The organism is Streptomyces sp. NBC_00704, assembly GCF_036226605.1.
In the GTDB taxonomy this organism is placed as follows: Bacteria; Actinomycetota; Actinomycetes; order Streptomycetales; family Streptomycetaceae; genus Streptomyces.
Genome location: NZ_CP109000.1, coordinates 6,557,744 through 6,571,850, shown reverse-complemented (window position 1 = coordinate 6,571,850; position 14,107 = coordinate 6,557,744). Strand labels below are relative to the sequence as shown.

The 14,107-nt window shown below is 74.2% G+C and carries 8 protein-coding genes and 1 pseudogene; 3 read left to right on the top strand and 6 right to left on the bottom strand.

All coding sequences use genetic code 11. The features are described 5' to 3' along the window. The first annotated feature begins 396 nt into the window (after positions 1 to 396). Together OG802_RS28530 and OG802_RS28525 are read left to right on the top strand one after the other, a co-directional pair. Positions 397 to 1,089, top strand: coding sequence for an ABC transporter ATP-binding protein (locus tag OG802_RS28530; protein ID WP_329415014.1), 693 nt, complete (start codon positions 397 to 399; stop codon positions 1,087 to 1,089). Beyond that, positions 1,086 to 3,497 carry an ABC transporter permease gene (locus tag OG802_RS28525; RefSeq protein ID WP_329415012.1) on the top strand — a complete coding sequence of 804 codons (2,412 nt, stop codon included), beginning with the start codon at positions 1,086 to 1,088 and terminating at the stop codon, positions 3,495 to 3,497. Before OG802_RS28530 ends, OG802_RS28525 begins: the two co-directional genes overlap by 4 nt. A 205-nt stretch (positions 3,498 to 3,702) precedes the next feature. On the opposite strand, the gene OG802_RS28520 is transcribed toward OG802_RS28525, so the two are convergent. From OG802_RS28520 to OG802_RS28500, 5 genes are all read right to left on the bottom strand, one after another. After that, positions 3,703 to 6,168: an SWIM zinc finger family protein gene (locus OG802_RS28520; RefSeq protein WP_443055464.1), complete on the bottom strand. Its 2,466-nt coding sequence runs from the start codon at positions 6,166 to 6,168 to the stop codon at positions 3,703 to 3,705. Positions 6,169 to 6,482: 314 nt separating this feature from the next. Further along, the gene (locus OG802_RS28515; protein ID WP_329415010.1) at positions 6,483 to 9,323 is read right to left on the bottom strand and encodes a DEAD/DEAH box helicase; all 2,841 of its coding nucleotides are present in this window, start codon (positions 9,321 to 9,323) and stop codon (positions 6,483 to 6,485) included. A gap of 263 nt (positions 9,324 to 9,586) precedes the next feature. Next, positions 9,587 to 10,180 carry a sugar kinase gene (locus OG802_RS28510; protein ID WP_329415008.1) on the bottom strand — a complete coding sequence of 198 codons (594 nt, stop codon included), beginning with the start codon at positions 10,178 to 10,180 and terminating at the stop codon, positions 9,587 to 9,589. Between the two features lie 68 nt (positions 10,181 to 10,248). Continuing rightward, positions 10,249 to 11,397 (bottom strand): ROK family glucokinase, encoded by a 1,149-nt coding sequence (locus tag OG802_RS28505; protein ID WP_329417460.1) that lies wholly within the window; start codon positions 11,395 to 11,397, stop codon positions 10,249 to 10,251. 438 nt (positions 11,398 to 11,835) lie between these two features. After that, a complete protein-coding gene (locus tag OG802_RS28500) occupies positions 11,836 to 12,573 on the bottom strand; it encodes a GntR family transcriptional regulator (protein WP_329417458.1) in 738 nt (245 codons plus the stop codon). Positions 12,574 to 12,701: 128 nt separating this feature from the next. Between OG802_RS28500 and OG802_RS28495 the strand changes: the two genes are divergently transcribed. Next, entirely contained in the window at positions 12,702 to 13,721 is a 1,020-nt protein-coding gene (locus OG802_RS28495; RefSeq protein ID WP_329415005.1) for a Gfo/Idh/MocA family protein, read from the top strand. A gap of 113 nt (positions 13,722 to 13,834) precedes the next feature. On the opposite strand, the pseudogene OG802_RS28490 reads toward OG802_RS28495, so the two are convergent. After that, positions 13,835 to 14,020 (bottom strand): annotated as a pseudogene (locus OG802_RS28490) (LuxR C-terminal-related transcriptional regulator); the annotation flags it as partial. Positions 14,021 to 14,107 lie beyond the last annotated feature (87 nt).

The window sequence follows — 14,107 nt, the reverse complement described above, 5'->3', positions numbered from 1 at the left end:
GTCGAGTTCACAGCGCCGACTGGCCTCGCGCGTGCGGTCGTTGGGGGTGGGGCTGCGACAGCGGCTGCGGCTGCGGCTGCGGTTGCGGTTGCGGCCACAGGGCGCCACCGCCGACTGCCGGCGTCCGCTTCCGTTTCCGTTTCTGTTTCTGTTTCCGAACCGTGATGATCTCGGTCGCCGGGTCCCTCACCTGCGCTGCCGTACGCGGTGCCACGCCCTGCACACTCGATGTATACACACCATGTATACACAGTGTGTAGAGTACGGCCGTGGCCAGCTGCCGAGGGAGTGACTCCCCCTCGGCCGGGCCCTGTTCGCACCGGCAGCCGGCCCGACCCGTGTGGGCCGGAATCCGACCATCGCCCGACTCCACAGACCTCGTGAGGCCGTGACCCGATGACCCCTTCTCCCCCCGGCTCCCTGCTCTTCGCCGAGGACCTGCGCAAGGCCTACGGCCCGACCATGGCGCTCGACGGCGCCGGGTTCTCCATCCGCCCCGGCGAGGTCGTCGCCGTCATGGGGCCCTCCGGATCCGGCAAGTCCACGCTGCTGCACTGCCTCGCCGGAATCGTCCAGCCCGACTCCGGAACGATCTCCTACGACGGGCGTGACCTGACGACGATGAACGACGCCCGGCGCAGCCAACTGCGCCGCTCCGAGTTCGGGTTCGTGTTCCAGTTCGGCCAGTTGGTGCCCGAACTGACGTGCGTGGAGAACGTCGCCCTGCCGCTGCGGCTGAACGGCGCCTCGCGCAAGGAAGCCGAGCGGACCGCGCTCGGCTGCATGCAGCGCCTGAAGGTCGACGACCTCAGGGCCAAGCGTCCCGGCGAGGTCTCCGGCGGCCAGGGGCAGCGGGTCGCCGTGGCCCGCGCGCTGGTCACCGGTCCGCGCCTGCTGTTCGCGGACGAACCCACCGGCGCGCTCGACTCCGCCAACGGCGAGCGGGTGATGGAACTGCTCACCGAGGCGGCCCGCTCGGCGGACGCCGCCGTCGTCCTCGTCACCCATGAGACGCACGTGGCCGCCTTCGCCGACCGCGAGGTCGTCGTCCGCGACGGGAAGTCCCAGGACATGGAGCGCGCCGTATGAGCACGCTCGGCGAGCAGCTCCCGCCCCAGCGCGAGCGAGCGTGGAAGAGGGCGGCCGCGGACCTGGCGCTGGGGGCCCGCTTCGCGGTCAGCGGCGGGCGCGAGGGCTGGGTCCGGATGACCCTCACCGGCGTGGGCGTGGGCCTCGGCGTGGCACTGCTCCTGCTGTGCACCGCCCTGCCCAACGTGTTCGCCGCCCGCCACCGGGTGGAGGAGGCCCGCTTCGACAACACGTTCGTGTCCTCCGACAAGGTCCCGCCGAAGGCCGACGACACCTTCCTGATCGCCGACACCGACACCACCTGGCACGACGACGACATCCGCGGCCGCCTCGTCGAACCCGAAGGCCGCCGGGCGCCGCTGCCGCCGGGTGTCGACGGCTACCCGGCCAAGGGCGAGATGGTGGTCTCCCCCGCGCTCAGGGACCTCCTCGCCTCGGACGGCGCCGCTCTGCTGCGCGCACGTCTGCCCTACGAAATCACCGGCACGATCGGCGAGAGCGGCCTCATCGGCTCGCACGAACTGGCCTACTACGCGGGCGCCTCGGGGCTGAATCCCACGGACGGCTCCCCCGTGCACCGGCTGAACCGGTACGGCCGACCCGACTCCCCGGACCCCTCGGACACGGCGTCCGAGGAGACCGACCCGGTGCTGCTGCTCATGATCCTCGTCGTGTTCGTGGTGCTGCTGGCCCCGGTCGCCGTGTTCATCGCCGCGGCCGTCCGCTTCGGCGGCGAGCGCCGCGACCGCCGACTGGCCGCGCTGCGCCTGATCGGCTCGGACAGCCGCATGACCCGGCGGATCGCGGCGGGCGAGGCACTCGCCGGAGCCCTCCTCGGCCTGGTCGTCGGCGCCGGCTTCTTCCTCCTCGGCCGTCAGACCCTGGGCTCCACCGAGGTGCTGGGCGTCAGCGTCTGGCCCGGTTACCTCGACCCCTCCCCCGCGCTCGCCGCGCTGGTCGCGGTGGCGATCCCGGTCGCCGCCGTCCTCGTCACGCTGCTCGCGATGCGCGGCGTCGTGGTGGAACCGCTCGGCGTCGTGCGCGCGGCCAGGCAGCGCCGCCGCCGGCTGTGGTGGCGACTGCTGCCGCCGCTCGCCGGCCTCGCGATGCTCTACCCGTCGATCGGCAAGGGCCGCGACAACGGCGACTACAACACGTACCTCGTCACCGGCGGCGTCCTGCTGCTGCTGACCGGCATCACCGCGCTGCTCCCGTGGGTCGTGGAAGCGGCCGTCGACCGTCTCGGCAAGGGCCCGCTGTCCTGGCAGCTCGCCGTACGGCGGCTGCAACTGAGCAGCGGGACCGCCGCCCGCATGGTCAACGGCATCGCCGTCGCCGTGGCCGGAGCCATCGCCCTTCAGATGCTGTTCACCGGAACGCAGAGCCAGTACGTCAAGGCCACCGGCCAGGATCCCGGCCGGGTCCAGATGGAGGTCGACTTCAGCGACCGCAAGCCGCTGTCCGGCGTCGAGCGCGCGTTCACCGGCACCAAAGGGGTCCGGGCCGCGGTGGCTCTGGCCATGTCCCAGTACGGAGACGCGCGTCGCGACCCGAAGAACACCAACGGTCTGACGGTGGGCAGTTGCACCGCCCTGCGCGAACTCGCCACGCTGCCCTCCTGCAAGGACGGCGACGTGTTCGTGACGCGCACCAGGAGCGGCTACACCGACACCCGCAACGACGCCGAGATCGCCGTGGTGAAGCCCGGACGCCGCCTCTACATCGACCCCTCGTACGGCGACGCCACCGAACGCGGCCTCGAGGCGCCCTGGACCGTGCCGGCGAACGTGCGGGTGGTGGACGCGCGCAAGGACTCGCTGGGAGACGCCAACAGTCTGCTGGTCACTCCCGCCGCGCTGCCCGCCGAGGCCGCGCCCGCGTTGTACTCGGCCGGGGTCTACCTGCGCCTGGACCCCGCGGTTTCCGGGTCACGCGAGTACGTGCGCAACGTCGTCGCCCGGATCGACCCCCTGGCGCACGACTACAGCTGGTCGGCGACCCAGGAGGACGCCATGTACGCGTCCGTCCGCACCGGCCTGTTCGTCGGCTCCGCATTCGTGCTGGCGCTGATCGGCGCGAGTCTGCTGGTCTCCCAGCTGGAGCAGTTGCGCGAGCGCCGCAAGCTGCTCTCCGCGCTGGTCGCCTTCGGCACCCGGCGCCGGACGCTGAGCCTGTCGGTGCTGTGGCAGACGGCCCTCCCGGTGGGGCTCGGCCTCGTCCTGGCGGCGACGGTGGGCGTCAGCCTCGGCACGGTGCTGCTGAAGATGACCCGTACACCGGTGGCCATGGACTGGTCGAGCGTCCTGACCATGACGGGCGTGGGCGCGGCCGTGGTCGCCGTGGTGACCCTGCTCAGCCTGCCGCCGCTGCTGCGGATGATGCGCCCGGACGGCCTGCGCACCGAATAACCGGCCGTCGCACAGCCCGGGGTGGGGCCACACCGACCAGGAGCATCCTGGCAGGAGGGGCCCACCCCGGGCCGCGGAGTGCGTGCGGGGGTGCAGGGGTGCGTGCGGGCCGGGGTGTGGGGGCGATGGTGTGAGGGGCCGGGCCGGGGTGTAGGGGCCGTGGTGTGAGGGGCGGGGCCGGGGTCTGGGGGCCGGGGCGTGCGGCTCAGAGGTCGTCCGAGGCGCCGAGGCCGGTGAGCGCGCCCACCGGGTCGGAGTCGGGGGTGCCTCTGGGCCACCAGTCGTCCTCGCCCGGCTCCGACTCGTACGCGTACCACAGCCCGTCCTGTCCGTAGCGGAGCTGGACGTGACCGCGCGGGTGGGTGAGGTGGTTGCGACGCGGGCGGAAGGCGGGCAGGTCGGCGGCGAGCAGCAGCGGGCGGGCCCGGTCGAAGCGGCCCGCCGGCGGATCCCAGGTCTCCTCCAGGACGGTCAGCCCGTCCGGACCGCCCTGCCGCCAGGCGGCCACCGCGCGCGCCAGCTCGGAGGGGGTGCGGCCGGCGGCGGAGGCGAGGGAGGCGTAGAGGGACCGGGTGGCGGCGGTGAGCCCGGAACCGGGGCGGGAGGCGGCGAGCCGTACCGCGTCCTGCCAGAGCGTCAGTCCGCCGATCTGGTCGCGACCGGTGGTCAGCAGCGTGTGCGCGCGGGCCGCCGCGTCCGTCGCGAGATGGTCCAGGGCGAAGGCGTCGGGCCCGTTCGGGGCGGACGGGTAGGCCGGGGGCTGCTCGGGGTGCGCCGGCGGGGGCAGCGGGGCCGGGAGGGGCGGGAGCCGGCGTTCGGCGAGGACTTCCGCCGCCCGCACGCCCGCCAGGGGCTCCGGTTGCCCCTCCTGCTCCTGCGCGGCCCGCGCCGCACGGACCGCGTTGCGGCGCGACAACGCGTCGAGCACCTCGCGTTCCCCGCGGCCGCGCAGCAGAAGCAGCACGAAGGGGTCCGCGTCGAGGAGACGCGCCGTCTGGTAGCAGAGGGCGGCCGCGTGCTTGCAGGGGTGACCGCGGTCGGGGCAACTGCACTGCGGTTCCAGGTCGCCGGGGCCGGGCAGCAGCGGCACGCCGCAGTCGGCGAGGGACTCGGGCATCTCCTTGTCGAGCAGCGCCGCGATGTGTCCGGGGCGCTCGACGGCGGCGTCCAGGAAACGCTCCCAGGCGTCGCCTCCCAGGGTGCGCAGCCGGACCTGCACCCGGTAGGGGCGCGGACGGCTGCCCTGCACGTACGCCAGGACCAGCCCGGGGGTGACCGTGATCGCGTCCACGTTTCCCTGCTCGGCGTAACCGCGTCCACGAGCCAGCCGCTTGACGTCCAGGGCGCCCTCCTCCAGGGCCGCAACCCAGGCGTTGCCCCACCAGGTCTCGGCGAAGGCCCCGCCGGCGCGGGGCGGGAACGCGGGGAACGTACGGCGGTGATCGCCGTCCCGCGAGGGGGCGGCCATGGAACGGGGCGCCCGAGCCGCCTCGACGGGCCGGGCCGGGGCGTTGCCCTGGATGACTGACGGGGTCGAGGCAGCCTGGGCTGCGGTCGCCGGGGCTGCGGTCGGCGGGGCCGTACTCGGCGTCGGCGTCGGCATCGGAGTCGGAGTCGGAGTCGGAGTCGGCGAGGATGAGCTCGGCGTCGGTGAAGGCGCGGTCTCCGAAGGCACGGTCTCCGACGCCGCGGTCGCCCCGGACGCAGTCGGCGGACGTCCTGGGCGTGAAGGCGCGACCGGATCGGTGACGTGAGGAGGGGGCGGGCTCGTCGGGACGCCCGGCATCGCCGCCCTCGTTTCCGCGGCCGGAGAGCCGTCAGCCGGCTCCGCGATCGTGGACGGCACGTCGGTGTCCGGCTCGGCCGGCTCGTCGGTCGGCATCCGGAACGCGCCCGCGAGCACATCCCTCACCGCACGCGCGCGTTCACGGGCCACCGGATCGGGGGCCTGCCCCTGGATGCGGTCTCCCGCAAGGCCGCGCTCCGGGCGGGGACGGGGGCGGATTCGGGGACCGGTGCGCGCGCCCTCGCGCTCACGTCCGGCCCGTTCCCCCGCCCGGCCCGTTTCCCGTGTTTCCGTCGCCGTTTCCGTCGTCGATTCCGTCGCCGTTTCCGTCGTCGTCTCCCCCGCCTCCGTCTCCTTCGCACCCTGCCGGGCCTGCGCGCGGGCCGCGCGCAGCGCCTCGCGGGCGACGTCCCCGGGGCGCGGCCCGGCCGGGACACGTGAGGACGGCGAGGTGGGCGCGGCGGACACGACGGGCGCGGCGGGCCGGTCGTCCCCCTCCGACGCCGTGCGCCCGTCTGCGGTGTGGTCAGGTGCGATGGGCCCCGGGGCACCTAGGGACGAGGAACCGGCGGTTGACGGCGTCTGCGGGGCGGAAGCGGCGGCCGGGGTGGGAGCCGTGGGAGGTGTCGCCGGGTTGCCGGCCGTGCGGCGCAGGGCCGCGCGCACCGCGTCGGCCGGGCTCGGCGCCGAGTCCTCGGGCGACGGGTCGGTGCGCCGCCCCCCGGTCGCGGGCAAGGGTCCGTCTGCCCGGCGCCCCTGAGGCCGCGCCAACGTGCGTTCCGTTGCGGAGGGTGTCTCCGGCGACTGCCCCTGCGTCCCCTTCACGGTCCGGCTCGGCTGGGGTTCCCCTCGGCGCTCCCGGGCCGCCCTCAGCGCACGGCGCACCTCGTCGGCCGGGCTGCCGGACTCCTGCCCCTGTCGCATCCCGTGCGTGCCGGTCCCGTCTTCAGCCGACCGGCCTGCGCCGGCCCAGCCCTCGCCGGTCTCCTCCGCGCCGGTCCAGTCGGCACCCGATCCGCCCCCGCCCGTCTCGTCCCCGCCGGTCCCGTCCGCGTCCGGCTCGCCCGCTGTCTCGGACGAGTCGGTCGTCTCGGTGGGCGCGACGGGTAGTGCTCCGTGCCGCCGGAGCCGCTCGCTCTCGTTCTCCCTCTTGTTCTCCCTCTTGTTCTCTTTCTCGTTCTCCTTCTCGTTCTCCGGCATCACGCCTCCCTCCGGAGCCTGACGAGGTCGGACAGCTCACGGTCGGTGAGTTCGGTCAGGGCCGACTCGCCGGTGCCGAGGATCGCGTCGGCCAGGGCGCGCTTGGCTTGGAGCATCTCGGCGATGCGGTCCTCGACCGTGCCCTCGGTGATCAGGCGGTGGACCTGGACGGGCTGGGTCTGGCCGATGCGGTAGGCGCGGTCCGTGGCCTGTTCCTCCACCGCCGGGTTCCACCAGCGGTCGAAGTGGACGACATGGCCCGCGCGGGTCAGGTTGAGGCCGGTGCCGGCGGCCTTCAGGGAGAGGACCAGGACCGGGGTCGCGCCGTCCTGGAAACGGTCCACCATCCGTTCCCGTTCCGGCACCGGCGTGCCGCCGTGGAGCATTTCGACCGGGATCGCGCGGGCGGCGAGGTGGGCGGTGATCAGACGGCCCATGGTGACGTACTGGGTGAAGACGAGGGCCGAGCCGTCCTCCGCGAGGAGGGTGTCCAGCAGTTCGTCCAGCAGGGCGAGCTTGCCGGAGCGGGCGGCCAGGGCGTCGCCGGTCGACGCGCCGGTCTCCTTGAGGTAGAGCGCGGGATGGTCGCAGATCTGCTTCAGCGCGCCGAGGAGCTTCAGCACCAGGCCGCGCCGGGCGATGCCGTCCGCCGTCTCGATCGCCAGCAGGGACTCGCGCACGACCGCCTCGTACAGCGCCGCCTGTTCGCGGGTGAGCGGCACCGGGTGGTCCGTCTCGGTCTTGGGCGGCAGCTCGGGCACGATGCCCGGGTCGGACTTCCTGCGGCGCAGGAGGAACGGGCGCACCAGGCGGGCGAGGCGCTCCACCGCCTGGTCGTCCTCGCCGTTCTCGACGGCGCGCGCGTGCCGGGCGCGGAAGGACTTCAGGGGGCCGAGGAGGCCCGGGGTCGTCCAGTCGAGCAGGGCCCACAGTTCGGAGAGGTTGTTCTCCACGGGCGTGCCGGTCAGGGCCACGCGCGCGGGAGTACCGATGGTGCGCAGCGCCTTCGCGGTCGCCGAGTAGGGGTTCTTGACGTGCTGGGCCTCGTCCGCGACGACCATGCCCCAGGCGCGTCCGGCGAGGGCGGGGGCCGCCGAGCGCATCGTGCCGTACGTGGTGAGGACGAAGCCGCCCGGCAGGTCGGCCAGGCTGCGGTCGGGGCCGTGGAAGCGGCGCACGGGCACGCCGGGCGCGAAGCGGTTGATCTCGCGCTGCCAGTTGCCCATCAGGGAGGCCGGGCAGACCACCAGGGTGGGTTCGGTGCGGGCCCGCTTGAGGTGCAGGGCGATGACGGTGATCGTCTTGCCGAGGCCCATGTCGTCGGCGAGACAGCCGCCGAGGCCGAGGGACGTCATCAGGTCCAGCCAGGCCAGTCCGCGCAGTTGGTAGTCGCGGAGGGTGGCGTCCAGACCGGCGGGCGGCTCGGCGGGCAGCACCCCGGCGGTGAGGCGGTCGCGCAGGACGGCCAGGGCGCCGACGGGCACGGCCTCGACGCTCTCGCCGTCGACCTCGGCGGTGCCGGTGAGGGCGGCGGACAGGGCGTCCACCGGGTCCAGCAGGCCCAGTTCGCGCTTGCGGGCCTTGCGCACGAGCGCCGGGTCCACCAGGACCCACTGGTCGCGGAGCCGGACGACCGGGCGGTGCGCCTCCGCCAGCATGTCCATCTCGGCCTCGCTCAGCGGATCGCCGCCGAGCGCCAGCTGCCAGCGGAACTGCAGGAGGTCCTCGCTCTCGAAGAACCCGGTGCCGTCGGTCGCCGAACCGGGGGCGGGCCGCACCACGGCGGCCGCGCTGAGATCCTGCGCCAGGTCCCTCGGCCAGTGCACGGCGACCCCGGCCGCCGCGAGCCGGGTGGCCGCCACCCCGAGCAGGTCGTTCAGCTCGTCCTCGGACAGGGCCAGGACGTCCGGCGCGTCCTGGTCGGCGAGGCGGGCGAGGGGCGGCCACACACGGGCGGCACGGCGGACGGCGAGAGCCGCGTCCACGCGGGCGCGTGCCCCGAAGGCGGCGTCGGCCTCGCCCGCCCACAGCGCCGCCGCGTCCGTCACCAGGGTGGGGTCGGCGAGGCTGTGCACCTGCACGATCGCCGCGCCCGCGCCGCGCGAGCGGCCGTCGTCACCGGCGTCGAACATGTCGTACGCGGAAAGGTCGAGGCGCAGCGAGATCCGCACGCCCGCGTCCATGCCGGCGGCGACCTCGGCGGCCCAGTCGTGCGCGCCCGGCAGACGGTGGGGCCGACGGTCGGCGAAGGGTTTCCCGCAGGCGTGCGGTGCGGCGGGGGTGCGGGGCAGGGTGTCCGCGACCGCGTCCAGGAAGGACCGCATGAGCGCTTCCGGCTGCGGCAGCCGGAGCGCGCCCGCGCCGGGGAGCGGCACGGCGTGGCCCTCCGCGGGGAGCGCGGCGGCGATCGCGCGCAGGTGGGCGATGTCCTCCGGGTCGAGCGGGCCGGCCCGCCAGGCGTCGTGTCCGGTGGGCGTCAGGCCGGGCAGCAGACGGCCCCGGGCGGTGAGCCGCAGGGCGTGCAGCGCGGCCGCGCCCCAGCAGGCGGTCGCGGGGTGGGAGGCGGGGTCGTGGCGGGCGCGCACGAGCAGCGGGAGCGCCTCGTCGAGCGGCAGTGACAGGGCGGGGACCTGCCCGCGGCGGATCGAGGAGCCGTGCTGGCGGACCACGGTGAGTTCCGTGCGCTCCGCGTCCGCCGCCTGGGGCAGCGGGGCGTCGGCCGGGTCCCACAACGCGATGCGGCCCTCGCGCGGGAGGGGGCCGGGCAGGAAGACGGCGGCGAGCCGTACGCGGACGGAGCCGGGCTCCGCCCGCGCGGTGCCGTCGAGCAGCGCGCTCATGCCTTGTGTCCACCTCCCGCCCGTGTGTCGGATCAGTCGTCTTCGACTCTACGGGCGGCCTCTGACAATCGGCCCCGGCAGCCGGCCGGTCCCCGCTCCGGACGCCCGCGCGGTCCTCGCCGCGGCCGCGCCGGTCAGGCGGGCGGCCGGGCGGGCGGGCACGTCGGCGGGCGGGCCACGTCGCCACGTCGGGCCGAACGTCGCGTCACGGGACGTCGCGTCAGGGAACGTCTGTCACGGAAGGTCGCGTCACGGGACGTCCGTCACGGGACGGTGCGTGAGACCACATAGACGAAGGGGTACGTCGCGTTGCCCGTGTTCACCACCACGTCCAGCGTCGGGTCGGGGTTCTTCCGGCCGCGGACGAGGCCGAAGTAGTCGCCGGGGCGGGAGCCGGGGCCGGAGAACTTCCAGCCGGTGATCTCCTGGTCGCGGGCGCTGATGGCGATGTCGCCCTTCTTCAGGTCCGCGCGGCTGACGCCGATGTGCGCGAGGAACTCGTCGAGGCCCAGGTGGGTCGTCTGGAACTGGACGTAGAGACGGCTGGTCTTCCAGTTGTTCGTCTCGTAGTAGGCGACCTGGTTCGAGGGATGCGGGATCGGCACCTGGTACAGCCGGCGCTGGATCTTCGAGGGCCAGCCCTCGGTCAGGCCGGTCGCCGAGTACTTCTCCTCCTTGTCCTTGCCGCTGTCACGGCTCTGGTTGGCGGAGATCACCAGATAGCCGGCGGGCACGCCGATGAGCAGCACGATGATCAGCAGGGTGATCGCTCTGCGGCGGATCACGTGCCGACGGTCCTCCGGCGGGCGGGAGGGCTCGGCCGGGGACGCGGCCTGGTGGGGCAGCGAGGGTGTCATGCGAGGTCCGAGGTGGTACGGGGCGGTGCGGCCGGTCAGGCCGTCGCCGGGGCGGGACGACAGGGCCGTCAGGCCGTGTCCTGGGTGCGGCGGGCCGCCTCGGTGAACCGTTCGAAGCGCTCGAAGCGCTCCACGCGCCGCCGCTTGGCCCGCCGGAAGCGGCGGGCGACCAGACGGGCCAGGTCCGCGGCCCCGACCATGCCGGCCTCGGGGCCGAGCTGGGCGCGCACGATCCGCGCCTCGGGACGGTAGCCGCGGCCGGTGAGCTGGCGCTTGAAGGCGTCGCGCGCGGGGCTGATCAGCAGGTCGTCGGCGGCCGAGACGCCGCCGCCGATCACGAAGCAGGACGGGTCGAGCGCGGCGGCCAGGTTGGCGATGCCGACGCCGAGCCACTGCCCGATGTCCTGCAACAGCTCGATGCACATGGCGTCGCCCTCGCGGGCCAGCTCGGTGATCATCGGGCCGGTGATGTCGCCGATGTTGCCCTTGACGTGCTCGATGATCCCGTAGGCCACCGGGGAGTCGGCCGCGGCCAGCTCGCGCGCCTCCCTGACCAGCGCGTTGCCGGAGCTGTACTGCTCCCAGCAGCCGCGGTTGCCGCACGGGCAGCGGTGGCCGCCGGGGACGACCTGCATATGGCCGAACTCGCCGGCGACGCCGTACTTGCCGCGCTTGACCTGGCCGTCCTCCAGGATGGCGCCGCCGATGCCGGTGCCGAGCGTGATCATGACGAGGTGGTCCTCGCCGCGGCCCGCGCCGAAGCGCCATTCCGCCCAGGCCGCGGTGTTGGCGTCGTTGTCGACCAGGACGGGCACCGACAGGCGGCCGGTGAGCCGGTCGCGCAGCGGCTCGTTGCGCCAGGACAGGTGGGGGGCGAACAGGACGCGGTTGCGGTCGGCGTCGACCCAGCCGGCCGCGCCGATGCCCACGGCGTGCACGTCGTGCCGGTCGGACAGGTCCAGGACGAGTTCGGCGATCGTGTCCTCGACGACCTTCGGGCTCTTGGACTTGTCCGGGGTCTCCGTGCGGATCTTCTCCAGGATGTTGCCGTCGGCGTCGACGACCCCCGCCATCACCTTGGTGCCGCCGATGTCGATGCCGACGGTCGGCACGCGGGGCGCGGTGAGGTGCGAGCGGCGCTCCCTCGTGCCCACCGTGCGAAGTGCGGGGGCGCGGCGGGAGCCGATGGGGGCGCTGAAGTTGCCGTAGGTGCTCATCGCCGCCGATTCTGCCTCACCGCCGTGCCGGGTGCCGAGCGGGGCGACGCGCACGCGACGAAGCCCACGCCGGCGCCGCACACGTCGCCCGTGCGGTCCGTTCGGCTCCCACCGCGCCCGCCTGCGCTTTCGGACGGAGCCCTTCGCGTGCCGGGGCGACGCCGTGCCGCGCGCGTGCCGAGGTGACGCCGTGCCGCTCGCCGGCGTCGTCCGGCTCGACAGGGCCCGAGAGGCGTCACCGGCGGGTCACCGGCAGCGCGCCGATCGTCACAGGCGGCCCGGCGCGTCCCGTCACCGATGGCCCGGAGCGTCCCGTCGTCGGCGGCCCGGCGGGCGGTGTCCGGGCGGATCGCCTGCGGCCGACTGAAGCCGTCTGATTGTCAGGACAAGTTGACCGTCGCGGCCGTCGGCCGGGACGGGCGCGTAAGTCCTGCGGCCTCAGGGGCGGACGAGCAGCTGGAACTCGAAGGAGTAGCGGGTCGGACGGTAGATGTGGTCGCCGAACTCGACCGCGCGGCCCGTGTCGTCGAAGGTCGTGCGCTGCATGGTCAGCAGCGGGGCGCCCTCGACCTCGGCGAGCCGCTCGGCCTCGGCGGGGGTGGCGGCGCGCGCGCCGATCGACTGGCGGGCGCTGTGCAGGGTGATGCCCGCGGTCCGCATCAGGCGGTACAGCCCGGTGGCCTGCAACTGGTCGGTGTCGAGGTCGAGCAGGCCGGACGGCAGGTGGTTGCACAGGTAGGCCATCGGCTCGCCGTGCGCCAGCCGCAGCCGCTCCACCCGGTGGACGTCGCTGCCCTCGGCGACCGCGAGCGCGGCCGCGACCTCGGCGGACGCCTGGACCACGGTGTTGACCAGGACCGTCGTCGCGGGCCGCTGGCCGGCCGCCTCCAGATCGTCGTAGAGGCTGCTCAGCTCCAGGGGGCGCTTGACCTGGCTGTGCACGACCTGCGTGCCGACGCCCCGGCGGCGCACCAGCAGGCCCTTGTCGACCAGCGACTGGATCGCCTGGCGGACGGTCGGCCGGGACAGGCCGAGCCGTGCCGCCAGCTCGATCTCGTTGCCCAGGAGGCTGCCGGGGGTGAGCGATCCGTGCTCGATCGCGGCCTCCAGCTGCTGCGCCAGCTGGAAGTACAACGGCACCGGGGAGGTTCGGTCCACACGTAGTTCCAGCTGCACGGTCGGGTCCACTTCTGGTTTCGGCACGGCCCGAGCGTAGCTCCGGTACCGGTTGACGGGAAGTCGTGTAGTTCGGTTGTCCGGACATACGCATTGACAGGTGCGCCCGGTGCCGCCACTTTGGTCTCATGCGCATCGGGGTCATCGGGACGGGCCGCATCGGCACCATTCATGCGAACACACTCAGCCGTCACCGCGAGGTCGGATCCCTCATCCTGACGGACGCGAACCACGCGCGGGCGCAGGAGCTGGCGCTGCGCCTGGGCGAGACGGCCGCGCCCGGGGTCGACGAGATCTTCCGGTGGGGCGTGGACGCCGTGGTGATCACGACGGCGACCTCGGCCCACGCCGAACTGATCGGTCGGGCAGCACGCTCGGGCCTGCCGGTCTTCTGCGAGAAGCCCATCGCCCTCGACCTGGCCGGGACCTTACAGGCGATCGCCGAGGTCGAGACCGCCGGAACGATCCTTCAGATGGGCTTCCAGCGCCGCTTCGACGCGGGGTACACGGGCGCCCGGGAGGCGGTGCGCTCGGGCCGGCTGGGCCGGCTGCACACGATCCGGGCGCTGACGTCCGACGAGTCGGCGCCACCGGCGGCCTGGCTGCCGGTGTCCGGCGGGATCTACCGGGACGCGCTGATCCACGACTTCGACTGTCTGCGCTGGGTGACCGGGCGGGAGGTGACCGACGTCTACGCCGCCGGGTCCGACGCCGGGCCCGCGATGTTCCGCGAGGCGGGCGACGTCGACACGGCGGCCGTGCTGCTCACCCTCGACGACGGCGCGCTCGCCACGGCGACGGCGACACGGCTGAACGGCGCGGGCTACGACGTCCGGATGGAACTGGCCGGGGAGCTGGACCAGATCGTCGTGGGTCTGGACGACCGCACGCCGATCGCGTCCACCGAGCCCACGGGCCCGCCGGCCGCGGACAAGCCGTGGTCAGGTTTCCTGGAACGCTTCGGGCCCGCGTACGAGGCGGAGCTGAACGCCTTCGTGGACGTGGTCAGGGGTTCGCGCCCCAATCCGTGCGACGGTCGCGAGGCCCTTCAGGCCCTGCGGATCGCGGAGGCGTGCGAGGTGTCCCGGCGCGAACGCAGGGCCGTCGCCCTCGCGGAGATTCCGGCGGCGACGTCGCCGACGGGGTGAGTGCGGGGGCGTAGCGGGGGGATGCCCGTCCGACCCGGCGTCGCGCAACCGCACGGTGGGCCGCTCGCCGGACCTGCCCGGCCGGATGCGCCGCCCCTTGCGCGGCGCGGGTCTCACACCGGGGGGCGGGGTGCGCGGCAGGTGTCCGCCGGGCCCGCCTCGCCCGCCCCCGGCGCCGTCCGCCCCCTCGTCGAGGAGCCGGCGTCGTAGGCCAGCAACGCGATCTGCACCCGGTTGTCGAGGCCGAGCTTGGCCAGCGCCCTGGAGACGTGCGCCTTGACGGTGGCGACGCTCGTGAACACGCGCGAGGGCGTCACCTCCCCGTGGACGCGATCGCCTACCGAAGCGACGCAAGCACCGACCGAAGTCGCGGCGAAGGCCTGCTT